We start from the raw sequence: 26,235 nt of genomic DNA, 5'->3' as shown, positions 1-26,235 counted from the left end.
AGAACCGGAAACAGGCCGCGTGCGGCTCCAGTACCGTGTGGCCCGTGCCCCTGTCCGTCTTCTCCCACCGCGCCCGGCTGCTGCGGGCCGCGGTCGCCTGTGCCGTACTGCTGGGCCTGGCCGGATATCTGGCGGCGCAGCTGGTGACGGGTGGTGTGGGACCGCCGCGCTGCGTCGTACGGGCGGGCGGCGTCCAGGTGCGGCTCTCCCCCGAACAGACCGTGAACGCCGCCACGATCGAGGCCGTGGCCGCCTCTCGCGGACTGCCCGAGCGGGCCGTCACCATCGCGCTGGCCACCGCCCTCCAGGAGTCGGGGCTGCGCAACATCCGCCACGGCGACCGGGATTCGCAGGGGCTGTTCCAGCAACGCCCCTCCCAGGGCTGGGGAAGTGTGCGGCAGATCCGCGATCCGGTCTACGCCGCCGGGCAGTTCTACGACGACCTGGTGCGGATGCCCGGCTATTCGCGGCTGCCGCTGACGGTGGCGGCGCAGCGGGTGCAGCGCAGCGGCTTCCCGCAGGCGTACGCGAAGCACGAGACCGAAGCGGTGGTGCTGACCGGCGCCCTCACCGGGCGCTCCGGGGCGGCCCTCAGCTGCCCGGGGCCGCCGGACGACGGCGAGGCGGGCGATCCGGTGCGGGTACGGGCCGCGCTGAAGCGGGAGTTCGGCCCGGAGACGGAGGCGCGGCCGGCCCTGGCCGGGCACGGCGGCGGTCAGCAGGCCGCCCCCTCGCCGCACACGGTGCTGGTTCCGGTGCCCAAGGCGGCGACCCCGGGGCGTGCCGGGCAGCGCGGCTGGGAGATCGCGCACTGGGCGGTGGCCCACTCGGACGAGTTGCGTATCGAACGTGTCTCTTACGGCGAGCGCGAATGGAACGCGCGGAATTCCGGGGCGGGTTGGCGTCCGGCCAAGGGGATTTCCGGGGCCGAAGTACGGATCGACACCATGCGATAGCGCATGGAATCACCGCAGTTCAGAGCGGCTGACGGTGGATTGCGTGGCACGCCCGGCGGAATGGTCCGGGCGTATTACGCGCAGAAACGGATAATGCGACGCATTACCAACTCTTTGCCTTGGGGCACCGCAACCTTCGCGAGGTTCACGCGGTATTCACAGCGTCCGAATCGCCGGACGCAGACGCCAATTGTCCCCTCGCCAAAGGAGCACCATGTCCCTCCCTCTCACCCGTCGGATCGCCCGCGCGGCGCTACTGGTCGCGGCGAGCGCGGCTCCCGTCGTCGGCGCCGCCGGCGCCGCGAGTGCGGCGGAGCCGGCCCAGCCGCAGGCCTCCAACCTGGGGCTGTCCTCGCTGGACGCCGCCTCGGTCGGTGAGGTCGCCGACGTCGCCTCGCAGCAGGTCGGGAGCACGGCGGGTGACGTCAGCGGCAAGGCCGGCGGGACCGTCAAGGGGATCCTGCCGGGCAGGGCCGCCCCGGCGAACGTGACCCCGGCCAAGCCCGCCAAACCCGCCGATCCCGCGAAGCCCGCCAAGCCCGCGAAGGGTGTGAAGGGTGTGAAGGCCGCCAAGTCCCACAAGGCCGCCAAGAGCACCCCGGCCAGGGCCACCCACGCCAAGGCCGCCCACGCCAAGGCCGCCGGTAAGGGCGAGACCCGGGCCCTCGGGCACGGGAAGGGCAAGGGCGGCGCCCACGCCAAGGGCAAGGGCAAGGCGGTGCGGCCCGCACAGCCCGCCCCCGCCGCCCCCGCCGCCGCCCCGGCCGCCGCCCCGCAGGCCCCCGCGCCCAGCGCCCCGCAGGGCCCGGACCTCCCGGTCAAGGGCCTGCCGATCAAGGGCCTGCCGCTGCTCGGCTGATCGTCCGCCGGACGTAAGCAGAGGCCCGGGGAGTTCTCGTACTCCCCGGGCCCCTTCGGGTCCATCAGCTCGCTACGGGGTCCGGCGGATCACGCGGCGGCCGCATATCGAGGCTTTCCCCTCCCCGCCCCTTCCCGATACCAGGGGCTCCGCCCCTGGACCCCGAGGCCCTGGGCAGAGCCCCACCACGCGGCGAAACCGCATATCGATGCCCCGGGAAGGGACGGAGCCCCGGCCCGGGGCCTGAGGCGAAGCCCCGGTCCGGGGCCTGAGGCGAAGCCCCGGCACGGGGCCTGAGGCGAAGCCCCGGCACGGGGTCTGGGGCAGAGCCCCGCCTTCCAGCCCCTCCAGGGGGCACCTCCCAGCGGTAGCTGGGGGAGTTTGAGGAGCGGGGTCTGGGGCGGAGCCCCGCACGCGGCGGAGCCGCATATCGTCAGGTGCCGGGAAGGGGCGGGGAGGGGAACAGCCCGCCGCAGGCGCCAAGACCCGCCGGACACCCCCGCCGACTTCCCGTTCTCAGTCCGCCAGTCGGCGAACCGCCGCTGCCACGCGCTCGTCGGTCGCCGTGAACGCGACCCGGACGTGCCGCTCCCCCGCCGCGCCGTAGAACTCGCCAGGGGCCACCAGGATGCCCAGCTCGGCGAGGGTGCCCACGGTCTCCCAGCACGGCTCGTCCCGCGTCGCCCACAGGTACAGCGACGCCTCGCTGTGCTCGATGCGGAAGCCGTGGCCCGCCAGCGCCGACCGCAGCGCGGCCCGGCGCCGCTCGTAGCGCTCGCGCTGCTCCGTCACGTGCTTGTCGTCGCCGAGCGCCGCGACCGTGGCGGCCTGCACCGGTGCGGGGACCATCATCCCGCCGTGCTTGCGGATCTTCAGCAGCTCGCCCAGCACCGCCTCGTCACCGGCGAGGAAGGCCGCCCGGTAGCCCGCCAGATTGGACCGCTTGGAGAGCGAGTGGACCGCCACCAGCCCCTCGAAGGAGCCGCCGGAGATCTCCGGGTGGAGCACCGAGACCGGGTCCGCCTCCCAGCCCAGCTCCAGATAGCACTCGTCGCTGACCACCAGCACCCCGTGGGCGCGGGCCCAGGCGACCGCGGTGCGCAGCTCGTCCTTGGACAGCACCCGGCCGGTGGGGTTGGACGGGGAGTTGAGCCACAGCAGCTTCAGCCCGGCCGGGTCGAGCTCCGTGTCCGCGGCGCCAGCCGCGAATGTCTGCGTGTCGTACGGCACCGGCTCGGCGCCCGCCAGCCGCGCGCCCACCTCGTACGTCGGGTAGGCGAGCCGCGGGAAGGCGACCCGGTCGCCGGGGCCCAGGCCCAGCTGCGTCGGCAGCGAGGCCACCAGTTCCTTGGAGCCGACCACCGGCAGCACCTGGGTGTGGGTCACCCCGGCCGCCCCCAGCCGCCGCTCCACCCAGCCGGTGAGGGCGTCACGCAGCGCGGCCGTGCCCCAGACGGTCGGATAGCCGGGGCTGTCCGAGGCGTCGGCGAGCGCCGCGCGGATCAGCTCGGGGACCGGGTCGACGGGGGTGCCCACCGAGAGGTCGACAATGCCGTCGGGGTGGGCCGCGGCGGTCGCCTTGTACGGTTCGAGCCGGTCCCAGGGGAAGACCGGGAGGCGGGCGGAGACGGGTGGCACGGGGTGGCTCGCTTTCTTCGGAACTGCCCGGGCCGAGGGGCCCGGGGGAAACCGCGGGAGCGCCGGGGAAACCCGCGGGAGCGCCGACGAGGCCCGGGAAACAGCCCGGTCCCGCAGGCCACAGGCCATACGGGACCGCCGACTGCTTCCGGGCGCTGGCGCCGGGGCAGGGGTTACTCGTCGTGCTCCTGCGGCGGAAGCGCGGCGATGAAGGGGTGGTCCCGCTCGATCAGGCCGAGCTTGCTCGCGCCACCGGGCGAACCGAGCTCATCGAAGAACTCGACGTTCGCCTTGTAGTAGTCCTTCCACTCCTCGGGAGTGTCGTCCTCGTAGAAGATCGCCTCGACCGGGCAGACCGGCTCACAGGCCCCGCAGTCGACGCATTCGTCCGGGTGGATGTACAAGGACCGCTGGCCCTCGTAGATACAGTCGACGGGGCACTCCTCGATGCACGCCTTGTCCTTCAGGTCGACACAAGGCTGCGCGATGACGTAGGTCACGCTGTCGTTCCTCCTCGTTAGGGCTGCTATCGCGCGGGAGCGCGGCGTCGTCGATGCCCGCACCTAGTATCTCCGTTCTTGGGCACCGAGCGCACATGAGGGGCTGACAGGACTGTGGATTTCACCACTGGCGGACGTCTCGAAGTCCGGATCACCCCGGATGACGTGGGAAAACGCGTCTCGGTCAGGCTTATGACCGAAGATCGTAAGCCCGGCGCCACGTTCACCGACGTGGTCGGGGTTCTCACATCGTGGACCGAGGGCACGCTCTCCATCACCCGGCGTACCGGTGAACCGGTGCGGATCGCCGAGTCGTCCCTGGTGGCCGGGAAGGTGGTGCCCGCCGCTCCGGCCCGCCGCCGCGGCCCCGCCGCCAGCGCGCCCGAGCTGGACCGGGTCGCCGCCCGGGCCTGGCCGCCGGTGACCAGCGAACCACTGGGCGAGTGGACGCTGCGCGCCTCCGGCGGATTCACCCGGCGCGCCAATTCGGTACTGCCTCTCGGCGACCCCGGGATGGGGCTCGACGCGGCGCTGCGCCGGGTGACCGAGTGGTACGCGGCTCGGGAGCTGCCCGCGTACATGCAGGTCAGCACGGGCGCCGAGGCCACCCAGGAGCTGCTCGCCGCGGAGCTGGAGAGCCGCGGCTGGATACGGGAGGTCTCCTCGCGGATGGAGATCGCGGCGCTGGCCCCCATCGGGGACCTGGACGCCGACACCTCGGCGGTGACGCTCTCCGGCCGGCTCGACGACGCCTGGCTGACCCGTTACCAGCGGTCCTCCGGCGAGCCCTCGCCCGAGGCGCGGACGGTGCTGTCGGGCGGCCCGTCGGTGTGGTTCGCGACCATAGCGGCGGAAGGGGGCGGCGCCCCGGCCGCGATCGGGCGCTGTGTGGTGGACGGCCGCTGGGCCGGGTTCACCGCCGTGGAGGTCGCCCCGGAGCGGCGGCGCCAGGGCCTGGCCAAGGCCGTGATGACGGCGCTGGCCCGCAAGGCGCTCGACGAGGGCGCCTCGGCCGCGTATCTCCAGGTGGAGACGGACAATGGCGGGGCGCACGCCCTCTACGAGGGCATGGGCTTCACCGTCCACCACAGCTACCATCACTGGCGCGCGTCCGGGCAGGATCCGCGCTGAGCAGGGTACGAGGCGGCTATGCCACGGATGAACGACGTCTCCCGCCGCCGCTGGTTCGCCGACGCGGCCCGCGAAGAGCGCCCCGATCTGGCGCTGCTGTGCCTGCTGGTCGGCATGGAGGCCGACCCCGGCCTGGACGAGACCGGAATCGACGAAGCGCAGATCGAACTGGACCGGCTCGCCGGTCAGCTCCCCTTCTCCCCCAGCGGCCCCGAGGACTGGGCCGCCGCGCTGGCCCGCCTCCTCGGCGAGCGCCATGGCTTCCGGGGCGGCCCGGCCGACTACCGGCGGCTGGGGTCCTCGCTCCTCCACCAGGTGCTGCGGCGCCGCCGCGGACTGCCGATCCTGCTGTCCGTGGTGTGGATGGAGGTGGCGCGGCGGGCGGGCGCACCGGTGTACGGGGTGGGGCTGCCGGGCCACTTCGTGGTCGGCTTCGGCGATCCTTACGGCGGCCATGTGCTGGCCGATCCGTTCGACGGCGGGCGGCCGCTGTCCGCCGAGGACGCGGCGACGCTGGTGTCGGGGGCCACGGGCACCCCGCTCTCGCCGTCGATGCTCACCCCGGCCGGGCCGCTGGACATCGTGCTGCGGATCCTCAACAACATCCGCGCCTGGGCATCCGCCCGCCCCGAGCGCACCGATGTCCGGCTCTGGGCGGTGGAGCTGTCCCTGCTGCTGCCCAGCCATCCGGCCGAGCTGCGCTACGAGCGGGCGAAACTCCTCGTGGAGCGGGGCGAGTTCCTGACCGGCGCCAAGGAGCTGGAGGACTACGCGGAGGTCGTGGCGGCGGTGGAGCCCGACGCCGCCGAGACGATACGCCGCCAGGCCCGCGCCGCCCGCGCGATGCTGAACTGAGCGCTCCGCCGGTCCCGCCCTGATCTGTGTGCCCCTATCGAGGGCGCGGTCGTTACAGCCAGCCCTTGTCGCGGGCGATGCGGACGGCGTCGGCGCGGTTGCGGGCGGCGGTCTTCTGGATGGCCGTGGAGAGGTAGTTGCGGACCGTGCCCGGCGACAGGTTCAGGGCGCGGGCCAGCTCCGCGTTGGTCGAGCCGTCCGCCGAGGCGCGCAGCACCTCGCGCTCCCGCGCGGTCAGCGGGCTGGCCCCGTCCACGAGCGCGGCGGCGGCCAGTGTGGGGTCGATCACCCGCTCCCCGCGCAGCACCCCCCGTATCGCGTCCGCGAGCTGCGCCGCCGGGGCGTCCTTGACCAGGAAGGCGTCGGCGCCGGACTCCATGGCGCGGCGCAGATAGCCGGGGCGGCCGAAGGTGGTGAGGATCACGATCCGGATCCCGGGCTCGGCCCGGTGCAGCGCGGCGGCGGCCTCGATCCCACTCATACCGGGCATCTCGATGTCCAGCAGGGCCACATCGGGGCGATGGATCCGGGTGGCGTCCACGACCTCGTCGCCGCGCGCCACCTGCGCGACGACCTCGATCTCGTCGTCGAGCCCGAGGAGCGCGGCCAGCGCCTCCCGCACCATGGACTGGTCCTCGGCGAGGAGGACTCTTATGCATCTTATGGGGCGGTGTCCGTCGGCGTCGGGCATGGAGCCAGCCTATGACCAGCGAACAGCGCCGACAGGAGCAGGCAGAGGGCTGCGGCGAGCGCCCAGGGGCGGCGGTGCATGACCAGTTGCCGGCGCTGCCGCAGGCGCGCCGGCCTGGACGCGCCCGTGCCGCTCGGGTCGCCGCGCGGGGCGCGAGGTGCGGGGTGCGGGGTGCGGGGCGCGGGTGCTGTTCAGCAAAGCGGGTGAGATCGCCGACGAGCGACAGCACCTACGGCACGCCGCAATTCGAACTCCGGTGCGGCGGACTGCACTTGACTATTCAGCGCGTCCCCGCATGGCTGGTCACCTTGGTGACCACAGCAGCGACAGGGGCCGTGACCGCATGGTGGGTGAGCCGTTGAGGCGGGGCAGGCCGGCTCAAGGCCGCTTCGGCTTCGGGACCGGCCGGACTGCCCGACTTCGCTAGGGCGCGGCCTGCGAGGGCAGCTCCACGTGGGCGCCGCGGGAGAGCGGGACCAGGGCGCGGAGAGTGAAGCCGCCGCGCTCGCCGGGGCCGGTCTCCAGGCGGCCGTCGGCCAGCTGGAGCCGCTCGGCCAGCCCGGTGAGCCCGTTGCCGTGCGGGCCGGTGGCGCCGCGGCCGTCGTCGCTGACGGTCAGGCGCAGCTCGTCGCCCGTCTCGTCGAGCGTCGCCGAACAGCGGCGGGCCCCGCTGTGCCGCACCACATTGGTGACCGCCTCGCGCAGCGCCCAGGCCAGCGCGCCCTCCTGGTCGGGCGGAAGGTCGGGGTGGTGGATGCCGGCCCGGCTCAGATCGGCGGCGATGCCCCCGGCGGCGAGGGCGGTACGGGCCCCGGCGACCTCGGCCTCCAGGGTGGGGCGTCGAAAGCCGCTGACCGCCTCCCGGACGTCCACCAGCGCCTGTCGGCTGACCCGCTCGATATCGGCCACCTGGCGCGCCGCCTGCTCGGGCTTGTCGGGCAGCATCCGCCCCGCCAGTTCGCTCTTGAGCGTGATCAGGGAGAGCGAGTGGCCCAGCAGGTCGTGCAGATCGCGGGCGAGCCGCAGCCGCTCCTCGTTGGCGGCGAGCTGGGCCACGGTGGCGCGGGCGGCGCGCAGCGCCCGGGTGGTGCGGACCATCTGCCCCACCGCGCTCATCGCGAAGCCGCCGAGCAGCGAGGGGATGACCAGGGCGGACACCAGTCCGTGCGAACCGCGCACCAGCACCCCGATGCCCACCATGAACGCCGTGTTCAGCGGGATCGCCCAGCTCGACAGCCGAAGCGGCAGCACCGCCCCGAAGGCGACGGACACATAGACCGAGAGCACCAGCCAGTCGTCGCCCATGGTGAGGGTGAGCACGGCGGCGAGCGCGCAGATCATGCCCAGCGCCCCCAGGACCGCGGTCCGGCTCAGCGCCCGCCCGGTGTGCCGGAAGACCAGCCCCAGATAGACGGTGACGAAGACCAGCAGGCCGAGCCCGCCGCACACGGTGGCCAGGGCGGTGTGGTGGCCGTCGGCGAGATCGCTCACCGGCGCGCCCATATAGCCCATCCAGATCCCGATCCACATCAGCTTGACCAGCACTTGTTTGCGGTTCTCGGGAGGCTGGCCGATGGCGGCCACCCGGTCGTTCTCCTCGTCGTACGCCATCGCGTCGGCCCACCAGGTCAGCCGGCGGCGCCCGCCGGGGCGGCGTTCCGGATCGCCGTCGGGGCGGCACTCCGGATCGCCGTCGGTCCACTCGGCCCGGTCAGCCATGGTTCTTCTCTCCTCGGATCACGCCTCGGGCCACGCCCTCGGTCATGCCTTACGGATGCGCTTCACGCCTTACGGCATCCCTCATGCCTTACGGGTGTCCTTGCGGTACAGCCATGCCGCGCCGCCCGCGAAGACCGCGAGGTAGCCGATGAGCAGCGCCACGTCCTTGGTGTGCGGGGCGCCGCCCAGCTCGATCGCCTGGCCGAGGGCGGTGTAGGCGTGGGTGGGCAGATAGTCGCCGATGTTCCGCAGCCACTCCGGATAGGACGTGGTGGGCATCCACAGCCCGCCGAGGATCGACAGACAGAAGTAGATGATCATCGTCAGCGGGCGGACCGCGTCCCCGGTCGCCAGATAGCCGATGGCCACCCCCAGCGCGGCGAAGACCAGGGAGCCCGCCCAGATGGCGCCGGTCAGCGCCGCCCACTCCCAGACGGCGTCCAGCCGTACGCCCTTGACGGCCGCGGCCACCACGAAGACGATCACGATCGACGGCAGGGTGGCCACCGCGCCCACGGCGATCTTGGCCGCCACATAGCCGCGCCCGGGCAGCGGGGTGAGCCGCAACTGCCGGGTCCAGCCGCCCTCGCGCTCCTTGGCGATCCGCTCGCCGTTGCCCATCAGCCCGGCGCCCAGCGCCCCGAAGGAGGCCATCGCGACCATGTAGTAGAGCGGCATCGACAGCCGGGTGCCGGGCACGCGGTCGTCGGCGTCGGTGCTGCCCGCGATCAGCAGGAAGAGCACGGACGGATAGATGATCGTGAAGAACATGAACTTGCGATTGCGCAGGGTCCGCGCGATCTCCAGCTTGACCAGCGCCTTCATCGTGCGGACTCCTCAACTGTGGGCGCGGTGTCGCCGGCCGCGTCGGTGGCGGCGTCGGTGATGGCGAGGAACGCCTGCTCCAGGCCGAGGCCGGTGACCTCGAGCCCGTGCGGATAGAGCCCGAGCCCGTAGACCGCGTGCACGGTCGCGTCCGCGTCGGTGGACCGTATCCGTACGGTACGCCCCGAAATATCGATCCCGGTCAGCGCGGGCAGGGCGCGCAGCGCCGACTCGTCGACCGGCCCGTCCAGCCCGAAGGAGATCCGCCGGGCCCCGGCCATCGCCTTGATCTCGGCGGACGAGCCGTCGGCCAGCACCCGGCCGCCGTGCAGCACGATCACCCGGTCGGCGATGGCGTCGGCCTCATCGAGGTAGTGGGTGGCGAACAGGATGGTGCGGCCCTGCTTCGTCTGCTCCCGCATCGCGCCCCAGAAGGTCTGCCGGGACGAGACGTCCATACCGGTCGTGGGCTCGTCCAGCACGATCAGATCGGAGGCCCCGGCGGTCGCGAACGCGAAGCGCACCCGCTGCTCCTGGCCGCCGGAGAGCTTGTTCACCTTGCGGGAGGCGATCTCGGCGATCCCCGCCCGCTCCAGCACCTCGTCCACCGGATGGCCCTTGGGGTGCAGATCGCAGGCCAGCCCCACCAGTTCGCGGACCGTCACGTCCTCCATCAGAGCGCCGCTCTGCAGCATCGCGCCGACCCGGCCGCGGACGATGGCCTGGCGCGGGGTGGTGCCGAAGACCTCCACCCTGCCCGAGTCGGGGTGGCGCAGGCCGAGCAGCAGATCGAGGCTGGAGGACTTGCCGGCGCCGTTGGGGCCCAGCAGGGCGACGGTCTCCCCCGGGTACAGGGTGAGATCGAGATCGGTCACGGCGCGCACGCTGCCGTAGGCCTTGTTCACCTTCTCGAAGCGGACCACGGGCGGGGCGCCCGTGGTGGCGGCCCCGGTGCCGGGGGCGGAAACAGCGGTCGTTGTGGTCATGACCATAAGACTGGCCGAGGGCGGGGGGTGCCCGGCAGTGTCAGCGGTCGTGACCTGGGGATGACAGATGTCATGGGTCGGGGCGTGACGCGGCCCAGGAAGGCACAGGGCCCGGCAGACAGAGCCCGGCCCCCGCCCGGTGCCGGGCGGTGGCCGCGTCGTCCGACCGCGCGTGACGGGCCGGTCAGTTGTCCTTGCCGACGACGCCGATGCGCTCGCTGGGCGTCTTGCCGAGCAGCGCCTGGCGCAGCGCCGACTCCACGTCCTCCGGGGTGACGGGCTTCTTGGAGCCGTCGCCCCGCTCGAGCAGAACGCCGTCGAAGGTGCTGCCGTAGAGCTGCTTGAGCACGGCCAGGTCGTAGTGCTCCACCAGTTTGCCGTCGACCACCCGCATGGAGAGGATCTTCGGCAGCGACTTGTCCGGGCCGAACGGGATCGAGTGCTGGGCGTCCGTCTGGACCGTGACCAGCCCCGACATCGCGGGCTCGCCGAAGGTCTTCAGCTTCCGGTCCACCTCGGCCTTGCTGACCGTGGGGCGCTTGATGGTGACCGGCAGGGTGATGGCCTTGTTCTGGCCGGTCTCGGCGCGCAGCTGGAACCCGTCCGAGACGGCCTTGACCGCCTTGTCCACGTCCAGCCCCTTGCCCTCCTTGCCGTACACCGGGACGGCCTTGCCGGAGGTGAAGCTGATGCCGCCCTCGCGGGCCGTGCCGGAGTCGCCCGCGAGCCGCTCCAGGGCGTCCCGCAGCTTCTCCTCGTCGACGGTGACCGCCGGTTCGGCCTCATGGGTGCCGCCGAAGAGCGAGCCGATCACGGTGACGGGGTTGTAGTCCCGGCCCGCGACATCCCGGACCGTGGCCTCGGTGTCGAGCGCCAGGCCCGCGACGGAGGGCTTGATCTCCTTCTCCTGGCCGTCGACCGACACCGTCAGCGGGGCGGTGGTGCGCTTGCCCAGCGCGGTGTCCAGCTTGTCGACGGCGACCTCCTTGGAGGTGCCGCCGATGTCGACGCCGAGGACGGTGGTGCCGTTCGGCACATCGGCGTGGTTCATCACCAGACCGGCCGCGTAGGCCCCGCCCGCGATCACGAACAGCAGGCCCCCGATCATGACGACCTTGGACCGGCCCTTCTTCTTCTTGGACTTACCGGCCTTCGGGGCGGACGCCGCCGGGGCGCTGTCGCCGCCGGGCGCCGGGGCACCCGGGCCGCCCGGAACGGGCGGGGACGGCGGCTTGGCCCGGCCCTCGGCCGAGGGCACCACGGGCACCCCGCTGACCAGCGTGTCGCTGGAGATCTGCTCCGGCGGCACGCCGCCGGTCGGCGTGGGCTCGGGGTCGCGGAACAGCGAGGGGGCCGGATCGGCTCCTGGGCGGTCCGCGGGGCCCGCACCGGGGCCGGTCAGCGGTCCCACGCCGGTGGTGGCGCCGAGGCTGCCGGACAGCGGCGAGCCGCCCGGCGGGGTCGGCGGCTGACCGGCCGGGCCTCCCCCGGCCAGCGGGCCCACTCCGCCCGGGGGCGTCGGGTCACCGCCGTACGAGCCGCCCGCGGGGCCCGGTCCGGGCGCGGCCAGCAGATCGCTGTCGTGCGGGCCCGCACCGGGGCCGGACGGCGGCAGATACATGTCGCCGGTGACCGGGCCGGTGGTGGGCCCGGTCGGCTCGGGGTGGCCGGACGGCGCCTGGGCGTCGGTGAAGTACGGCAGATCGGCGACGGGGCCGCCGCCCTGCTGCGGCACCGGGAACCCCTGAGTGGTGTCCGGCGCCGGGAATCCCTGCGTCGTCTCCGGCGAGGGGAATCCCTGCGTGGTGTCGGGCGCGGGGAATCCCTGGGTGGTGTCCGGGGCCGGGAACCCTTGTGTGGTGTCCGGGGCCGGGGGCACCGACGGCTTGGGGGTGCTTCCGGTGGCCGACGAGCCGCTTCTGGACCTACGGGGCGCGAACCAGTCACTGGTCCGCTCGCCGTCGCCCTTGCCGCTCTTCCTCTCCCGGCCCTCGGTGGGCTCGTTCGCCCCGCCGGGCTCGGCCGGCACACCGCGCTCGGGCGTCGGCGTGAAGTCGACCCGGGGCAGGGCGCTGGTGCGCTCGGCGGCGTCGTCGTCCCCGCCGGAGCGCGGCGCGGGTACGCCGTCCTCCGCGACGGGTGTGCGCATGACCACCGGCGGAATGGGCCGCGACCCCGGAATGTTGATCTTGATCCGGGTCGTCAGCGTGGTCTCGGTCTTCGGCTCCTCCGGCTTGGCCGCGGCACGCGCCTGCCCATCCTCGGCGGCACCCTGCGGCGCCTCCTGCGTGGGGTTCGGCGAGGGGTACTGGCGGGATCCGTACGGCGGGGTGCCCGACGGGTAGGCGGCACCGCCGCTTCCCTCCCGGGGCCCGGAGGACGAACTGTCAGATTCACGGCTCAAAGCAGGTTCTCCCAGTTAGCTCCGCCGCCCGTCAGACCTCGCGCGGGCGGCTCGGCGGCGGCACCACCATACTGGGCGGTGCGGACGCGCACTTGACGGCCGCCGGATCACCGCATCCGGTACGCCCGAGGCGCACCCTTCGCCGTGTGTCCGAAGGGCCTCCGAGTGCCGAGGACGTCGTGCCAAAAACGTCACGTCACTTACCAAGTCGGACCGGCGGGCCAGGAGGTTGCGGCACCAATGGCAGCGTGGCACACATCACACCGATGAACATCCCGCCGAGGAGGAAAGCGTACGACCCCAACCCGGCGCCGAAAAGGAAATCCCCTTCCGGACGGGAGGAAGTGAGCAGCAACACGGCCACCGTCCAGGCCCCCGCGGGCACTCCGCCGCCCATCCGGGCGCCCATGGCCTTGACCCCGCCGTAGCACAGGCCCGCGACCGCGAGCAGCGCGAGCAGCAACCCGCCGGGGAACCACGCCGCTTGGACCAGCGCGCCCGCGGCGCCGACCAGCGCCCCGACCACGGCGAGCAGGGCGTATCCGCCCAGGCGCGGGGCCGTCATGCCGTCACCCCCGCGAACAGGTCGTCCTCGCGGTCCGCCCCGGCCTCACCCTTGACGAGCCGGTAGTGCTCGTGCAGGAACATCGGCTGGACCAGGTCGTTGGAGAGCGCGAAGAAGGGTCCGTCCACCGCGATCTGGCTGGCGTGGGCGCGCATCGCCGCGGCCTTCGCCCCGGTATGGGGGACGCCGTCGATGAACGCGGTGACGTCCGCGTCGTCCACGACCCCGGGGATGTCGTCCACCGTGGCGACGCCGGGGAAGAGGGAGTCACGGCCCTCGGCTCGCAGCCGGGCGAAGCCCTCCTCGACGGCCGAGCGCGGTACGCAGTTCCAGTAGACCTTCGCGATGTCGTGCGGCTCGCCGAGGTCGGGGCGGAAGCCGGGATCGGCGGCCAGCTCCACGGCGCGCATCGCCACGCGGTGCGCCTGGATGTGATCGGGGTGGCCGTAGCCCCCATTGGTGTCGTACGCCACAAGGACCTGTGGCCGGATCTCGCGGACCACGGCCACCAGATGCCCGGCGGCCTCGTCCAGATCGGCCCGCCAGAAGCAGTCCGGCCGGTCGTTCTGGGGGGCGCCCATCATTCCGGAGTCGCGATAGCGGCCGGGCCCGCCCAGAAAGCGGTGATCCCCGACCCCCAAGGCGTCCATGGCCGCGGCGAGCTCGCCGATCCGGTGCGGGCCGAGCGCGTCGTCGCGGTCGGCGGCGAGATGCGCGAGGGCAGGCGGGATGACCTCGCCCTCCTCACCGAGGGTGCAGGTCACCAGGGTGACGTGTGCGCCCTCGGCGGCATATTTCGCCATGGTCGCGCCGTTGTTGATCGACTCGTCGTCCGGATGTGCGTGCACGAGCAGCAGACGACGGGCGGGAAGAACGGTCATGGGCACAGCCTACGATTCGCACACACGTGCCCATGGGTCGCACGCCCCGGCCCCGCTCGGGGTCAGATCTTCACGCCGCCGATCATGTCCGCCACGTTGGTGGTGAGGTCGTCGATCGTCGGAGCGACCGAAGAACTGGCCAGGTAGAAGCCGAGGAGGACACAGACGACCGCATGAACCGCCTTCAGTCCCGCCTTGTTCACGAGCATGAAGACGATGATCAGCAGTAGCACTGACATCGAGATCGAGAGCGCCACAGCGGCTCACCTCCAGGTACACGCACTCGGACGGACAACATATTGATGCCACAGAGGGGCTACCCACTATGCGCAATCGATCATAACTATGGCGCTGCGCACACGACTCGGTGCACGGGAGCATGACAGGGGCGCATGCCTGATCGCACGAACTTCCCGGCCCCGGGGGCTACTTCTCGTTGGTTATGCGCCATCTCGCCAACGCCCGGGGCCGCTTGGCACCGGCGCGGTCCCGACCGAACCGTGCCAGGGGCAACGCCCGCCCGGCCTACCGGTCCGTACCCTCCCTCGCGATGATCCTGACCCGTACGCTCCCCCCATGACCGGACAGCTCTCGTTCCCTCGGCAGCACGCGCGCACCCAACGTTTCACCCTCGGGACACCGCGGGCCCTGGCCGTGGCCCCCGACGATTCACGCGTCGCCTTCCTGCGCTCCCGCTCGGGCACCGACCGGACCGGCCTGCTGTGGGTGTACGACCTCGCCGGGCGGCGCGAGTACCCCGCCGCCGACCCGGCCGAGCTGCTCGGCGGCGCCGACGAGCGGCTGTCCCCCGAGGAGCGGGCGCGGCGCGAGCGCAGCCGCGAGGGGTCGGCCGGGGTGGTCGGCTACGCGGTGGACGCCGCGGTCGAGCGGGCCGCCTTCGCCCTCTCCGGGCGGCTGTTCACCACGGAGCTGCCCACCGGCACCACCCGCGAGCTGCGCGTCCCCGGCCCGGTCGTGGACCCGCGCCCCTCGCCCGACGGCCGCCACATCGCCTACGCGGCGGGCGGGGCGCTGCGGGTCACCGGCGCGGACGGCGAGGGGGACCGGGCGCTCGCCGAGCCGGAGGGGGACTCCGTCACCTACGGCCTCGCGGAGTTCATCGCGGCCGAGGAGATGGACCGCTCACGCGGCTTCTGGTGGTCGCCGCGGAGCGACGCCCTGCTGGCCGCCAGGGCCGACGAGTCCCCCGTACGGCGCTGGTGGATCGCCGACCCCGCCCACCCCGGCCGGGAGCCCGCGGAGGTCGCCTATCCCGCCGCGGGCACCGCCAACGCGGAGGTGCGGCTGGTTCTGCTCGGTCTGGACGGCTCCCGTACGGAGATCGAGTGGGACCGGGAGCGCTATCCGTACCTCGCGCGGGTGCATTGGTCGGCCTACGGTCCGCCGCTGCTTCTGGTCCAGGCCAGGGACCAGCGCAGCCAGCTCTACCTGGCCGTGGACACCGACAGCGGCCGGACCAGCACGGTCCATGTGGACGAGGACGCGGTTTGGCTGGATCTTTTCCCCGGAGTGCCGGCCTGGACCGAAGATGGACGACTCGTCCGCATCGCGGACGAAGGGGGCGCCCGGGTCCTGATGGTCGGCGACCGCAAGCTGACCTCCAGCGCCCTCCAGGTGCGCGCGGTCCTCGACATCGGCACGGACGACGTGCTGTTCTCCGCCTCCCCCGGCGCCGGTGCGCCGCTGCCCGAGCAGCCGGGCGAGATCGCCGTCCACCGCGCCTGGTTCCGGGGCAGCGGCGACCAGGGCGGCTGGGAGCCGGTCGGCAAGCGGCCCTTCCCCGCGGTCCACTCCGCCGTGCGCGGCGGTGAGGTGATCGCGCTGTCGTACACGGGTCTCGAGCGGCCCGGGGTGAGCGTGGAGCTCCTCCGGCCCGCCGACCACGGCGCGGCCGAGCGCCTCGCCGAGCTCGACGCGTACCCGGAACGGCCTGTCATCACCGCCCGCCCCGAACTCGTCTTCGCGGGCAAACGGGACATCCCGTGCGCCGTGCTGCTGCCGAGCGGCTATCAGGAGGGCGACGGACCGCTGCCGGTCCTGATGGACCCCTACGGCGGCCCGCACGGCCAGCGGGTGGTCGCCTCGCACAACGCCCATCTCACCTCGCAGTGGTTCGCCGACCAGGGCTTCGCGGTGATCGTCGCCGACGGCCGCGGCACCCCCGGCCGCTCCCCCGCGTGGGAGAAGGCGGTGCGCGACGACCTGGCCGCGGTCACGCTGGAGGACCAGGTCGAGGCGGTGACGGCGCTCGCCGGGCGCTATCCGCTGGACCTCGGCCGGGTGGCCATCCGCGGCTGGTCCTACGGCGGCTATCTGGCCGCGCTGGCGGTGCTGCGCCGCCCCGATGTCTTCCACGCGGGCGTGGTGGGCGCCCCGGTAACGGATTGGCGGCTGTACGACACCCACTACACCGAGCGGTATCTGGGCCTGCCGGACGAACAGCCCGAGGTCTACGCCGCCAACGCGCTGATGACCGACGAGGGGCTGTCCGGCGCGGCCGACACCGCACGGCCGATGATGATCATTCACGGTCTGGCGGACGACAATGTGGTGGCCGCGCACACCCTGCGGCTCTCCTCGGCGCTGCTGGCCGCGGGCCGTCCGCATGAGGTGCTGCCGCTGTCCGGGGTGACCCATATGACCCCGCAGGAGCAGGTCGCGGAGAATCTGCTCCTGCTCCAGGTGGACTTCCTCAAGCGGTCCCTGGGGCTGGAGTAGGCGCTAGGCGCTCCGCGGGAAGAGCCGCAAGCTGCCGTCCTTGGCCTGCGGCTGCGTCGTGGCTGGTCGCGCCCACGCGGCGGAGCCGCACATCGACACAGCCCCGCGCCCCTTCGGGGCGCACCCGAACCGCACCGGGCCGGGCCTGGACCCCGGGGCCTCGCTGATCCGCCGTCACCAGCCCGGTGGCGGGGCCGGGGGCGCGGACGGCGGCGGGGGTGCGGCGGGCGGGGTGCCGGGCGGCGGGGGCACCAGCGGCGGAGTGGCGGGCGGCGGCGGGGCGTAACCGCCGCTGCCGTAGCCGCTGTTGCCATAGCCGCCGCCATAACCGCTGTTGCCATAACCGCCGCCGTAGCCCCCGGCCCCGGAGCCGTCCCCGTAGCCCCCGGGCCCCTGGGCGTCATAGCCCCCGTCATAGCTCCCGTCGTAGCCGCCACCGCCGCCGTACGCCGGAGCGCCCCCGAGGCCCCCGGCGCCCTCCTCCACGCCCCGCCGCGCCAGCACGATCAGGGCGATCAGCCCCGCGATGGCCTCGAAGAAGCCGGTGAGCACGCTGAGCACGCCCACCGTCGGCAGATCGCTGAGGTTGTCCACATAGTCCAGCTTGATGTAGAGCGATGCCTCGCTGATCCCCGTGGCCGTGACCAGCGCCGCCGCCACCATCCCCAGCGGGCGCGCCAGCGGGGCGCGCGCGAGCGCGGCGGCCGCCCCGGCCAGGCACAGCGCCACCGCCGCCCACGCGACCCAGGCACCGGGCGCCGAGAGCAGGGTGGGCAGCGTGTGCTTGCCGGTGAGCAGGTACTTGTAGATCTCCCAGCCGCGCTCCTGGGCCCAGTAGATCTGCCAGGCGGCCATGACGACCCCGATGGCCCCCAGGAACAGCGCGCCGACGACCGCCGCCCCGGGCGCGGGGCGGCCCGGCGGCCGGTCGGCGGGCGAGACCGGCTGACCGGGCTCGGCGGCGAGGTCGGCGGGGCGGCGGGCGGCGGCCACGACGGCCAGCAGCAGCCCCGCGAGCACCACCTGCGCCCAGGCGCTGGCATTCGCCCGGGTCTTCAGGTCGCCGGGGATGCCCTGGAGCCAGTCGGAGTTCAGGTTCCACAGGCTGGGCAGGCGCACCGCGACGGTCACCACCGCGACCGCGCCGAGCGCGCCCGCGGCGGCCGGTGAGCGCAGGGCGGTGATCCCGACGACCGCGTAGACCAGCAGCAGCGCGAGGTCGAGCAGGGAGGAGCCGAAGATTCCGCCGGTGGCCCGGAACGGCAGCCCCGCCCAGGTCCACCACAGATGGTTCGCCTCATCGGCCTTGTCCAGGTCGTGGATGATCCATCCCAGCGAGATCAGCCCGAGAACCGCGCAGACGAGCGCCCCGAAGACGCGCGCTCCGCTGTTGAGTATCCGTCCCTGCCCCATAGCCGTAGGTCTCCCCCGCCTCGCACCCCGGGCAACCGTCGCGGGCCGAAGAAAAATACGGATCGTGGAAGAAAAATGCGGATCGTGACCGTCCGGAGACCGCCGGGAGACACGACCGGCCGAACCCCCCGAAGTGGTGCGACCGGCCGGGGCGGCATCACGCGCCCCGGCCGGTCTACGGCACCCGCACGGCCGTACGCAGTTCAGCCTGACGCGTCCGTATATCGGTGTTGCGACAGATGAGTTGCCTGTGTGTTAACGCGTTTCCTGCCCATAGTCCACGTTTTGTCCCCCATGGGGAATCTCTGTCAAGCACGCCCGGACCTCGATCTGCCAAATCTTCGCTCAAGGTTCGAATGAGCGGCACATCCACCCTCCCCGGACCCTTGACTGTGCCGTTCCCCGATTGCGAAAGTCCGCTCAACCCGACACGCATGCACCACCCTGGCGAGCGGGCGGCGACATGACGCGCATAGACAACGCGAGTTGACGGTGTGACACCAGTGCGGGGGGACGCTACGCGATGACGAGTCCATCCCAGACCGGCGTGGTCGAGAAGACCGCACCGGGCGGCACGGAGGGCGAGGCGCCGGCCGGTCTGGCGCCCCGCCAGCTGATGTGGCGGCGCTTCAGACGCGACCGCACCGGTGTGGTCTCCGCGTGCGTGGTGGTCTTCTTCTTCGCCGTCGCCGTGCTGGCGCCGGTGATCGCCTGGCTGTACGGCAAGGATCCGTACACCACCTACGGCCTGGACCGGCCCGAGCTGCTGGACCCCCTCACCGGCTATCCGATGAAGCCCAACGGCGGCATCGACGGCGAGTTCTGGTTCGGCATCGAGCCCAAGCTGGGCCGCGATGTGCTGACCCAGCTCGTCTACGGCATCCGCACCTCGCTGCTGATCGGGCTGGCCGCGACGGTGCTGTCCACGCTCACCGGCATCGTGATCGGCGTGGTGGCGGGCTATACGGGCGGCCGCACCGACTACTTCCTCGGCCGCCTCATCGATCTGCTGCTGTCCTTTCCGCAGCAGCTGTTCTTCGTCGCCTTCATGCCGGTGGTCACCGCGCTGTTCGTCAGCCCGCAGAAGGAGACGCCCACCTATTTCCGGGTGACGGCCCTGGTGATGGTGTTGTGGCTGCTGGGCTGGATGCAGCTGGCCCGGCTGCTGCGCGGCCAGGTGCTGTCCCTGAGGGAGCGTGAGTTCGTCGAGGCGGCCAGGGTGACCGGCGCCTCGCCGTGGCGGATCGTCCGCAAGGAGCTGCTGCCCAACCTGGTCACGCCCATCCTGGTGCAGTCCACGCTGATGCTGCCGAACTTCGTGACGACGGAGGCGGCGCTGTCCTTCCTCGGTGTCGGCGTGGTGGAGCCGACCCCCGACTGGGGCCGGATGTTCGCCAAGGGCGCGAACTTCTACGAGGGCGACATCACCTACATGTTCTTCCCCGGCATCGCCATGGTGGTCTTCGTGGTCGCCTTCAACCTGCTCGGGGACTCGGTCCGGGACGCGATGGATCCCAAGACCACGCGGTGACCGGGGGGCCGGCGGGCCCAAGGCAGTGAACGGCAAGTCTTCCGTCCGATGAGGCAGGTGCAGTGGCAACGTGAACATCGAAGAACGGTCGAAGAAAAGTCGCAGAGCCCGTACCTACGCCGTCGCCCTGGCCGCGGGGGCCCTGGCGCTCGCGGGGTGCAGCAGCGGAGGCGGCAGCTCGAACCCCAAGGATTCGAACGAGCCCAAGATGGAGTCCCAGGACGTCGCCCTCGGCACCGCCGCCGACTCCACCGGACCGGCCAAGGACCTGCCGGGCGCCAAGAAGGGCGGCACCGTCACGGTGCTCCAGCGGGACGCCTTCGAGCATCTGGACCCGGGGCAGATCTACGTCAGCGATGAGCTGATCATGCAGACGCTCTTCAACCGGACGCTGACGAACTACCAGTTCGACGACAAGACGGGCAAGGCCAAGCTGGTCGGCGACCTCGCCACCGACACCGGCAAGTCCTCCGACGGCGGCCGCACCTGGACGTACACCCTCAAGGACGGGCTGAAGTTCGAGGACGGCTCGCCCATCACCTCCAAGGACGTCCGCCAGGCCGTGGAGCGGCTCTACGCGCCGTATCAGACCAACGGGCCGACCTATCTCCAGCAGTGGCTCTCCGGGGAGGGCCAGAAGTACCGCAAGGCGCTTCCGGACGGCCCCTACAAGGGCAAGCACCTGCCCAAGTCGGTGCTGGACACCCCGGACGACAAGACCGTCGTCTTCCACTTCGACCAGCCGCGCGCCGAGGTGCCGTTCGCGGTCGCCATGCCCAACATCGGCGCGGTGCCTCCGGGCAAGGACACCAAGGAGAAGTACGACAAGGCCCCGATGGCCTCCGGTCCGTACAAGATCCAGAACTTCAAGCCGGGCAAGGGCATCCAGTTCGTCAAGAACGACCAGTGGGACCCCAAGACCGACTCGATACGCCATCAGTACGTCGAGAAGTTCGACGTCTCCTTCGGCCACCAGTGGGTGGACTCCACCCGCCGGCTCCAGGCGAACAAGGGCGCCGACCGGAACGGGATGACGTGGACCAACGCGGTCGACCCGTCGCAGATCTCCACGGTCCTCAAGGACAAGGAGGCGATGTCCCGGTCGCTGACCGAAACGCAGCCCTATGTGGATGTCGTCTCGATCAACACCGATCGGGTCAAGGACAAGAAGGTGCGCGAGGCGATCGCCTGGGCCTTCCCCAGCGGTCAGTACCTCCAGCAGTTCGGCGGTCCGAAGGCCGGTGAGATCGGCGGCGGGCTGGTCGGCCCCACGCTCAAGGGCTACGACCCCAAGTTCGACCCGTTCCAGAAGAAGAAGTACCCCGGCGGCAACGCCAAGAAGGCCAAGGAGCTGCTGAAGGAGGCGGGCAAGGAGAACTACGAGCTCGTCTACGCCTACGGCAACGGCGACACCCACCAGGACGCCTCGGTGGTCGTCGAGCAGGCGCTGGAGCGGGCCGGGTTCAAGGTGCAGAAGAAGGAGATCGACCAGTCGACCTATTACACCCAGATCGGAAAGGTCAAGAACAAGTTCGACCTGTACCGGTCCTCGTGGGGTGCCGACTGGCCGTCCGCCTCGACCGTGGTGCCGCCGGTGTACGGCGGCGAGAACGTCTACGACGACTCCGCGAACTACTCGCACCTCAACGTCCCGTCGGTCAACGACGAGATCGGCAAGGTCACGAAGGTCAGCGACCTCAGCCGGGCCACCTCGGAGTGGATCAAGCTCAGCGAGAAGATCCTCACCGATGACATCCCCGCCGTCCCGACCTTCTACAACCGGCTGTTCACCCTCTGGGGCTCAGGGCTGGGCGGAGTGAAGTTCAACTCGGTCTACGGCGCCGTGGACCCGACGGCCGTCTTCATCAAGTAGCCGTCTTCCCCACGTAGCCGCGGCCGCACCCAGGCAGCGCGGCACCCGGCCGCGGGGGGGCCGGCGGGCGGGGGCCGGGGCCCCCCCCCACCCGAGAAGAACCCCCCCCGGGGTTTGAGAAGCCCCCCCCCGGCCCCCCGCCCCCCGCGCGCGCGGGCGCGGGCGGCCGCGCCCGGGACCCGCCCCTAGCGGAAGATCACCGACGTCATGTTGAGATTCCTCGCCCGCCGGTCCCTCGGCGCGATCGTGATCCTGATCCTGATCAGCGCGATCACGTTCTTCCTCTTCTTCGCCCTGCCCGCCGAACCGGCCCGGCTCGCCTGCGGCAAGAACTGCGATCCCACCTCGCTCGCCATGATCAACAAGAATCTGGGCCTGGACCAGCCGGTGCCGGTCCAGTACTGGAAGTTCATGGTGGGGATCGTCGCCGGACGGGACTTCGCCGTGGGGCACTGCGACGCACCCTGCTTCGGCTACTCCTTCGTCAGCCAGGAGCCGGTCTGGAGCACCATCGTCGACCGCTTCCCGACCACCCTCTCGCTCGCCATCGGCGGCGCCGCCGTGTTCCTGGTCTGCGGGATCGGCATCGGCATGATCGCGGCCTGGCGGCGCGGCACCTGGATCGACAAGTTCTTCAGCTCGCTGTCGCTGCTCGGCGCCTCGATGCAGATCTACTTCGTCGGGGTGCTCGCCCTGGCCTGGTTCGTCAGCGGGCTGGGGATCATGGACCAGCCCGCCTACTACCCCTTCACCGAGAATCCGGCCAAGTGGTTCAGCGGGATGCTGCTGCCCTGGGTGGTGCTCTCGCTGATCTTCATGGCCAACTACAGCCGGATGACCCGCTCCCAGATGGTCGAGCAGTTGCAGGAGGACCATGTCCGCACGGCGAGGGCCAAGGGGCTCTCCAGCCGTACGGTCTTCTTCCGCTACGCCTGGCGCGGCGCCATCGCCCCCATCATCACCATCTTCGGCATCGACCTCGGATCGCTCCTCGGCGGGGCCATGGTCACCGAGTACACCTTCACCCTGCACGGCATCGGACGGCTGGCGGTGGAATCCGTCCAGCTCACCGATCTGCCGATGCTGATGGGCGTGATGCTGGTCAGCTCCGCGGCCATCGTGGTGTTCAACATCCTGGTCGACGCCGCCTACGCCTTCATCGACCCGCGCGTGCGCCTCGCCTGACAGACCCGGAGCTGCCGAGATGACCACACTCACCAAGCCCGACGACGGCGCGACGCCGCCACCGGCCCCCGGCGACGGCGCCTTCCTGTCCGTACGCGATCTGTACGTCCGGTTCGCCACCGAGGACGGGATCGTCAAGGCCGTCGACGGCCTCTCCTTCGACCTCGAACGCGGCCGGACGCTCGGCATCGTGGGCGAGTCCGGCTCCGGGAAGTCCGTCACCAACCTCACCGTGCTGGGCCTGCACGACCCGCGCACCACCACCGTCAGCGGCGAGATCCTGCTGGACGGGCAGGAGCTGACCGGCGCGCCCGAGCGCACCCTGGAGCGGCTGCGCGGCAACACCATGGCGATGATCTTCCAGGACCCGCTGACCGCCCTGTCGCCGTACTACACGGTGGGCCGCCAGATCGCCGAGCCGTACCGCAAGCACACCGGCGCCTCCAAGAGCGAGGCCCGCTCCCGGGCGATCCAGATGCTCCAGAAGGTCGGCATCCCCAACCCGCGGCTGCGGGTGGACGACTATCCGCACCAGTTCTCCGGCGGGATGCGGCAGCGCGCGATGATCGCGATGTCGCTGGTCTGCGACCCCGATCTGCTGATCGCCGACGAGCCGACCACCGCCCTCGACGTCACCGTCCAGGCCCAGATCCTCGACCTGCTGAAGGACCTCCAGCAGGAGTTCGGCTCCGCGATCATCCTCATCACCCATGACCTGGGCGTGGTGGCCAACACCGCCGACGACCTGCTGGTGATGTACGCGGGCCGGGCCGTGGAGCGCGGTACGGTCCGCGAGGTGCTGCGGGCGCCCCAGCACCCGTACACCTGGGGGCTGCTGGGCTCCATGCCGCGGCTGACCTCCGCCGTGGACGAACCGCTGAGCCCCATCCCCGGCTCCCCGCCGAGCCTGCTCAGCCCCCCGCCGGGCTGCCCCTTCCACCCGCGGTGCCGCTACACCGACCAGGTGGAGGGCGACCGCTGCGCCACCGAGCGGCCGTCGCTGCCGGACGGCCGCGGCGCCGCCTGCCATCTGAGCGCCGAGCGGAAACAGACCCTCTTCACCGAGCAGATCAAGCCCCGGCTGGGCTAGGGACCAGGGCTTAGGAGCGCTGACGCATGAGCATCGAGTCGGGCACACCCGAACCCCTCCTGGTCACCGAGCGGCTGACCAAACACTTCCCGATCATGGGCGGCTTTCCGTTCAAACGGAGGGTCGGGGCCGTGCAGGCGGTGGACGGGGTCGATCTGACCGTGCACGCCGGGGAGAGCTTCGGGCTGGTCGGTGAGTCCGGCTGCGGCAAGTCCACCACGGGCCGGCTGCTGACCCGGCTGCTGGAACCCACCAGCGGCACCATCACCTACCGGGGCCGGGACATCACCCACGCGGGCCGCAAGGAGCTCGCCCCGATCCGCTCCGAGATCCAGATGATCTTCCAGGATCCGTACTCCTCGCTGAACCCCCGGCAGACCGTCGGCACCATCATCTCCGGCCCCATGGAGATCAACGGCATCGATCCGCCGGGCGGCCGCGAGGCCCGGGTGCGCGAACTGCTGGAGATCGTGGGCCTCAACCCCGAGCACTACAACCGCTTCCCGCACGAGTTCTCCGGCGGCCAGCGCCAGCGCATCGGGGTGGCCCGCGCGCTCGCCCTGGAGCCCAAGCTGATCGTCGCCGACGAGCCGGTCTCGGCGCTGGACGTCTCCATCCAGGCGCAGGTCGTCAATCTGCTCCAGAAGCTCCAGCGGGAGCTGGGCATCGCCTTCCTGTTCATCGCCCATGACCTCGCCGTCGTACGCCACTTCTCGCAGCGCGTCGCCGTGATGTACCTGGGCAAGGTGGTCGAGGTGGGCGACCGCGAGTCCATCTACCACCGCCCCCGCCACCCGTACACCCACGCACTGCTGTCCGCGGTGCCGGACGCGGCGGTGGTGATGGCCGAGGAGGCGGCGGACGGCCCGGACGCCGTGGGGACCACCCGCCGCGAGCGCATCCGGCTCGCCGGGGACGTCCCCTCCCCCATCAACCCGCCCTCCGGCTGCCGCTTCCGCACCCGCTGCTGGAAGGCCCAGGACAAATGCGCGCGGGAGGAGCCGCCGCTCATCCGCCTGGACGGCAACCGCGAGGGCCACCTGTCCGCCTGCCACTTCCCCGAGGACCCGACGCTCGAGGCCCGCGAGGAGGACGTGGTGCTGGACCCGGCGCTTATCGCGGCGGAGTCGGAGGCCCTGCCGCACAAGGAGCCGTAACGGACCGGCCGCCAAGGCCCCACAGGGCCTCAGAACCGCGAGAAGGAATGCACCCGCCCGACGGCGGTGAACCCACGGCGGCCGTACCAGCGCAGCGGCCAGTCGTCCTGGTCGGCGACGAGGAACCGCAGCGCGCACCCCGCCGCGGCCGCGCGGCGCAGCGCGTCGGCCAGGACGGCGTCGGCGTAGCCGCGGCGCAGATACGGCTCGGCGGTCGCCACCTCCTCGATCTGGGCGACCCCGGCGGCGGGCTCCAGATACAGATCGGCCCAGGAGGCGATCTCGCCGCTGTTGTCATGGGCGGCGAGGAAGAGCACCTCCTCGGCCCCGGCCCGCCGGGCGGTGCGCCGGTCCACGAGGTCGTGCACGGTCTTCTCGTCCGCGTCCGGCATCCACCGCCACTGCTGCGCCGTCACCGCCCGCCGCAGCGGCCCGTGCGGATCCGGCCCCAGCTCCCGCTCCACCACATCGACCGCCCCGGCCTCCGGCACCGGCCCGGTGTGGACCATCAGCACCTCGGTGACATGGGTGTACCCGGCCCGTTCGAGCGCGGGCACAGAGATCAGGCCCAGGGCCTCGTCATGGACCGTGATCCGGCGGTGCGGCAGGAAGGCCATGACCTCATCGGCGAGCTCGGGCAGCCCCTCGGGATCGGCGGGCCCGGTGATATGGAGCTGATTGTGCTCATGGGAGCGTTCGTACTCCCGATGCAGCACCAGAAAACCGCCCGGCACCTCCCGCACTTCACCGGCCTGTCGGCGGGCGAAGGAGATCCGGAAGTCGATGATGCGCTGAAGGTCGGTCTGCGGGTCGGTCTGCGACACGTCGCGATCATAAGCGAACTCGCACAATGACACGGCTTTCGATAACAGGTAAACACGGATAACGCGGTTAACCCACCGGGTAAAAGGAATTAAGCGATCCACTACCTTCTGATGGAAAATGTCAACTCTTGATAGTTCTGAGCCGGATATTTACTGTCTAGCGCATGCCGGAACAGTGATCCCACTGCGTCCGGCCCCCAACGAGAGGGAGGTGTTCGCCATGCGCAAGCTGATCCTCACCGGAGCGCTCTTCGCCCGGCTCACTCGTAAGGACCGTCTCACGCTGCCCTACTCGTACTACTAAACCGGCGCGGGAGAGCAGGCGGGGGGGGGGGGGGCGGGGTGCGCGCGCGCCCCCCCGGCCGCCGCGCACCAACGGCGACCCATAACACCCCCCCCCACCCACCACACCC

The 26,235-nt window shown here is 71.7% G+C and carries 23 protein-coding genes; 11 read left to right on the top strand and 12 right to left on the bottom strand.

All coding sequences use genetic code 11. The features are described 5' to 3' along the window. Window positions 1-44 precede the first annotated feature (44 nt). Together ACFXB5_RS09630 and ACFXB5_RS09625 are read left to right on the top strand one after the other, a co-directional pair. Window positions 45-956, top strand: a complete 912-nt coding sequence (locus ACFXB5_RS09630; protein WP_385204607.1) for a hypothetical protein — start codon at window positions 45-47, stop codon at window positions 954-956. Between the two features lie 214 nt (window positions 957-1,170). Next, window positions 1,171-1,815 (top strand): hypothetical protein, encoded by a 645-nt coding sequence (locus tag ACFXB5_RS09625; protein ID WP_385204604.1) that lies wholly within the window; start codon window positions 1,171-1,173, stop codon window positions 1,813-1,815. A gap of 516 nt (window positions 1,816-2,331) precedes the next feature. Here ACFXB5_RS09625 and dapC read toward each other — a convergent pair. Continuing rightward, window positions 2,332-3,453 (bottom strand): succinyldiaminopimelate transaminase, encoded by a 1,122-nt coding sequence (dapC, locus tag ACFXB5_RS09620; protein ID WP_385204600.1) that lies wholly within the window; start codon window positions 3,451-3,453, stop codon window positions 2,332-2,334. A 173-nt stretch (window positions 3,454-3,626) separates the two neighbouring features. Beyond that, window positions 3,627-3,953, bottom strand: a complete 327-nt coding sequence (fdxA, locus tag ACFXB5_RS09615; protein WP_014054705.1) for a ferredoxin — start codon at window positions 3,951-3,953, stop codon at window positions 3,627-3,629. 114 nt (window positions 3,954-4,067) lie between these two features. On the opposite strand from fdxA, the gene ACFXB5_RS09610 reads away from it, so the two are divergent. Both ACFXB5_RS09610 and ACFXB5_RS09605 read left to right on the top strand, forming a co-directional pair. Then, on the top strand, window positions 4,068-5,084 hold the full coding sequence (locus ACFXB5_RS09610; RefSeq protein ID WP_385204596.1) for a GNAT family N-acetyltransferase: 1,017 nt from the start codon (window positions 4,068-4,070) through the stop codon (window positions 5,082-5,084). A gap of 18 nt (window positions 5,085-5,102) precedes the next feature. Then, complete coding sequence (locus ACFXB5_RS09605; protein ID WP_385204594.1) at window positions 5,103-5,939, top strand: SirB1 family protein; 837 nt, start codon at window positions 5,103-5,105, stop codon at window positions 5,937-5,939. 52 nt (window positions 5,940-5,991) lie between these two features. Here the strand turns inward: ACFXB5_RS09605 and ACFXB5_RS09600 are convergent, their stop codons facing one another. From ACFXB5_RS09600 to ACFXB5_RS09565, 8 genes are all read right to left on the bottom strand, one after another. Next, entirely contained in the window at window positions 5,992-6,630 is a 639-nt protein-coding gene (locus ACFXB5_RS09600) for a response regulator transcription factor (protein ID WP_385204591.1), read from the bottom strand. Between the two features lie 423 nt (window positions 6,631-7,053). After that, the gene (locus ACFXB5_RS09595) at window positions 7,054-8,349 is read right to left on the bottom strand and encodes a sensor histidine kinase (protein WP_385204588.1); all 1,296 of its coding nucleotides are present in this window, start codon (window positions 8,347-8,349) and stop codon (window positions 7,054-7,056) included. Window positions 8,350-8,430: 81 nt separating this feature from the next. Then, window positions 8,431-9,174 (bottom strand): ABC transporter permease, encoded by a 744-nt coding sequence (locus ACFXB5_RS09590; RefSeq protein WP_385204585.1) that lies wholly within the window; start codon window positions 9,172-9,174, stop codon window positions 8,431-8,433. Further along, window positions 9,171-10,160 (bottom strand): ABC transporter ATP-binding protein, encoded by a 990-nt coding sequence (locus ACFXB5_RS09585; RefSeq protein ID WP_385204582.1) that lies wholly within the window; start codon window positions 10,158-10,160, stop codon window positions 9,171-9,173. Before ACFXB5_RS09585 ends, ACFXB5_RS09590 begins: the two co-directional genes overlap by 4 nt. Window positions 10,161-10,344: 184 nt before the next feature. Further along, on the bottom strand, window positions 10,345-12,564 hold the full coding sequence (locus ACFXB5_RS09580; protein WP_385204579.1) for a hypothetical protein: 2,220 nt from the start codon (window positions 12,562-12,564) through the stop codon (window positions 10,345-10,347). Between the two features lie 196 nt (window positions 12,565-12,760). Next, entirely contained in the window at window positions 12,761-13,129 is a 369-nt protein-coding gene (locus tag ACFXB5_RS09575) for a DUF6113 family protein (protein WP_385204576.1), read from the bottom strand. After that, window positions 13,126-14,010 (bottom strand): N-acetyl-1-D-myo-inositol-2-amino-2-deoxy-alpha-D-glucopyranoside deacetylase, encoded by an 885-nt coding sequence (gene mshB / locus ACFXB5_RS09570; RefSeq protein ID WP_385204573.1) that lies wholly within the window; start codon window positions 14,008-14,010, stop codon window positions 13,126-13,128. The genes ACFXB5_RS09575 and mshB overlap by 4 nt, the downstream gene beginning before the upstream one ends. 62 nt (window positions 14,011-14,072) lie before the next feature. After that, on the bottom strand, window positions 14,073-14,267 hold the full coding sequence (locus ACFXB5_RS09565; RefSeq protein ID WP_069864354.1) for a hypothetical protein: 195 nt from the start codon (window positions 14,265-14,267) through the stop codon (window positions 14,073-14,075). A 319-nt stretch (window positions 14,268-14,586) separates the two neighbouring features. On the opposite strand from ACFXB5_RS09565, the gene ACFXB5_RS09560 reads away from it, so the two are divergent. Next, window positions 14,587-16,749: an alpha/beta fold hydrolase gene (locus ACFXB5_RS09560; protein ID WP_385204570.1), complete on the top strand. Its 2,163-nt coding sequence runs from the start codon at window positions 14,587-14,589 to the stop codon at window positions 16,747-16,749. A 174-nt stretch (window positions 16,750-16,923) separates the two neighbouring features. On the opposite strand, the gene ACFXB5_RS09555 is transcribed toward ACFXB5_RS09560, so the two are convergent. Next, window positions 16,924-18,162 carry a hypothetical protein gene (locus ACFXB5_RS09555; protein ID WP_385204568.1) on the bottom strand — a complete coding sequence of 413 codons (1,239 nt, stop codon included), beginning with the start codon at window positions 18,160-18,162 and terminating at the stop codon, window positions 16,924-16,926. Window positions 18,163-18,685: 523 nt separating this feature from the next. Here ACFXB5_RS09555 and ACFXB5_RS09550 point away from each other — a divergent pair. The 5 genes from ACFXB5_RS09550 to ACFXB5_RS09530 all read left to right on the top strand — a co-directional run bounded on the left by ACFXB5_RS09550 (window position 18,686) and on the right by ACFXB5_RS09530 (window position 24,998). Continuing rightward, on the top strand, window positions 18,686-19,693 hold the full coding sequence (locus tag ACFXB5_RS09550; protein ID WP_086881049.1) for an ABC transporter permease: 1,008 nt from the start codon (window positions 18,686-18,688) through the stop codon (window positions 19,691-19,693). Between the two features lie 70 nt (window positions 19,694-19,763). Continuing rightward, window positions 19,764-21,566 carry an ABC transporter substrate-binding protein gene (locus tag ACFXB5_RS09545; RefSeq protein ID WP_385204565.1) on the top strand — a complete coding sequence of 601 codons (1,803 nt, stop codon included), beginning with the start codon at window positions 19,764-19,766 and terminating at the stop codon, window positions 21,564-21,566. A 207-nt stretch (window positions 21,567-21,773) separates the two neighbouring features. Beyond that, the gene (locus ACFXB5_RS09540; protein ID WP_385204562.1) at window positions 21,774-22,751 is read left to right on the top strand and encodes an ABC transporter permease; all 978 of its coding nucleotides are present in this window, start codon (window positions 21,774-21,776) and stop codon (window positions 22,749-22,751) included. A 19-nt stretch (window positions 22,752-22,770) separates the two neighbouring features. Beyond that, complete coding sequence (locus tag ACFXB5_RS09535; RefSeq protein WP_385204559.1) at window positions 22,771-23,841, top strand: ABC transporter ATP-binding protein; 1,071 nt, start codon at window positions 22,771-22,773, stop codon at window positions 23,839-23,841. 26 nt (window positions 23,842-23,867) lie between these two features. Then, complete coding sequence (locus tag ACFXB5_RS09530) at window positions 23,868-24,998, top strand: ABC transporter ATP-binding protein (RefSeq protein ID WP_385204556.1); 1,131 nt, start codon at window positions 23,868-23,870, stop codon at window positions 24,996-24,998. Between the two features lie 29 nt (window positions 24,999-25,027). Here the strand turns inward: ACFXB5_RS09530 and ACFXB5_RS09525 are convergent, their stop codons facing one another. Beyond that, the gene (locus ACFXB5_RS09525; RefSeq protein WP_385204554.1) at window positions 25,028-25,822 is read right to left on the bottom strand and encodes a GNAT family N-acetyltransferase; all 795 of its coding nucleotides are present in this window, start codon (window positions 25,820-25,822) and stop codon (window positions 25,028-25,030) included. Window positions 25,823-25,997: 175 nt separating this feature from the next. Between ACFXB5_RS09525 and ACFXB5_RS09520 the strand changes: the two genes are divergently transcribed. After that, complete coding sequence (locus ACFXB5_RS09520) at window positions 25,998-26,126, top strand: cittilin family RiPP precursor (RefSeq protein ID WP_218053458.1); 129 nt, start codon at window positions 25,998-26,000, stop codon at window positions 26,124-26,126. Window positions 26,127-26,235 lie beyond the last annotated feature (109 nt).

The sequence above is a fragment of the Streptomyces sp. NPDC059455 genome (assembly GCF_042750115.1).
Taxonomy (GTDB): Bacteria; Actinomycetota; Actinomycetes; order Streptomycetales; family Streptomycetaceae; genus Streptomyces; species Streptomyces endocoffeicus.
This window is presented reverse-complemented; position numbering and strand designations above follow the sequence as displayed.

Excerpts from the sequence above, each read along its gene's own strand:
- ACFXB5_RS09625 (WP_385204604.1), top strand. The coding sequence starts at position 1,171 with ATGTCCCTCCCTCTCACCCGTCGGATCGCCCGCGCGGCGCTACTGGTC.
- ACFXB5_RS09605 (WP_385204594.1), top strand. The coding sequence starts at position 5,103 with ATGCCACGGATGAACGACGTCTCCCGCCGCCGCTGGTTCGCCGACGCG.
- ACFXB5_RS09600 (WP_385204591.1), bottom strand. The coding sequence starts at position 6,630 with ATGCCCGACGCCGACGGACACCGCCCCATAAGATGCATAAGAGTCCTC.
- ACFXB5_RS09595 (WP_385204588.1), bottom strand. The coding sequence starts at position 8,349 with ATGGCTGACCGGGCCGAGTGGACCGACGGCGATCCGGAGTGCCGCCCC.
- ACFXB5_RS09590 (WP_385204585.1), bottom strand. The coding sequence starts at position 9,174 with ATGAAGGCGCTGGTCAAGCTGGAGATCGCGCGGACCCTGCGCAATCGC.
- ACFXB5_RS09585 (WP_385204582.1), bottom strand. The coding sequence starts at position 10,160 with ATGACCACAACGACCGCTGTTTCCGCCCCCGGCACCGGGGCCGCCACC.
- ACFXB5_RS09575 (WP_385204576.1), bottom strand. The coding sequence starts at position 13,129 with ATGACGGCCCCGCGCCTGGGCGGATACGCCCTGCTCGCCGTGGTCGGG.
- mshB (WP_385204573.1), bottom strand. The coding sequence starts at position 14,010 with ATGACCGTTCTTCCCGCCCGTCGTCTGCTGCTCGTGCACGCACATCCG.
- ACFXB5_RS09560 (WP_385204570.1), top strand. The coding sequence starts at position 14,587 with ATGACCGGACAGCTCTCGTTCCCTCGGCAGCACGCGCGCACCCAACGT.
- ACFXB5_RS09555 (WP_385204568.1), bottom strand. The coding sequence starts at position 18,162 with ATGGGGCAGGGACGGATACTCAACAGCGGAGCGCGCGTCTTCGGGGCG.
- ACFXB5_RS09550 (WP_086881049.1), top strand. The coding sequence starts at position 18,686 with ATGACGAGTCCATCCCAGACCGGCGTGGTCGAGAAGACCGCACCGGGC.
- ACFXB5_RS09540 (WP_385204562.1), top strand. The coding sequence starts at position 21,774 with ATGTTGAGATTCCTCGCCCGCCGGTCCCTCGGCGCGATCGTGATCCTG.
- ACFXB5_RS09535 (WP_385204559.1), top strand. The coding sequence starts at position 22,771 with ATGACCACACTCACCAAGCCCGACGACGGCGCGACGCCGCCACCGGCC.
- ACFXB5_RS09530 (WP_385204556.1), top strand. The coding sequence starts at position 23,868 with ATGAGCATCGAGTCGGGCACACCCGAACCCCTCCTGGTCACCGAGCGG.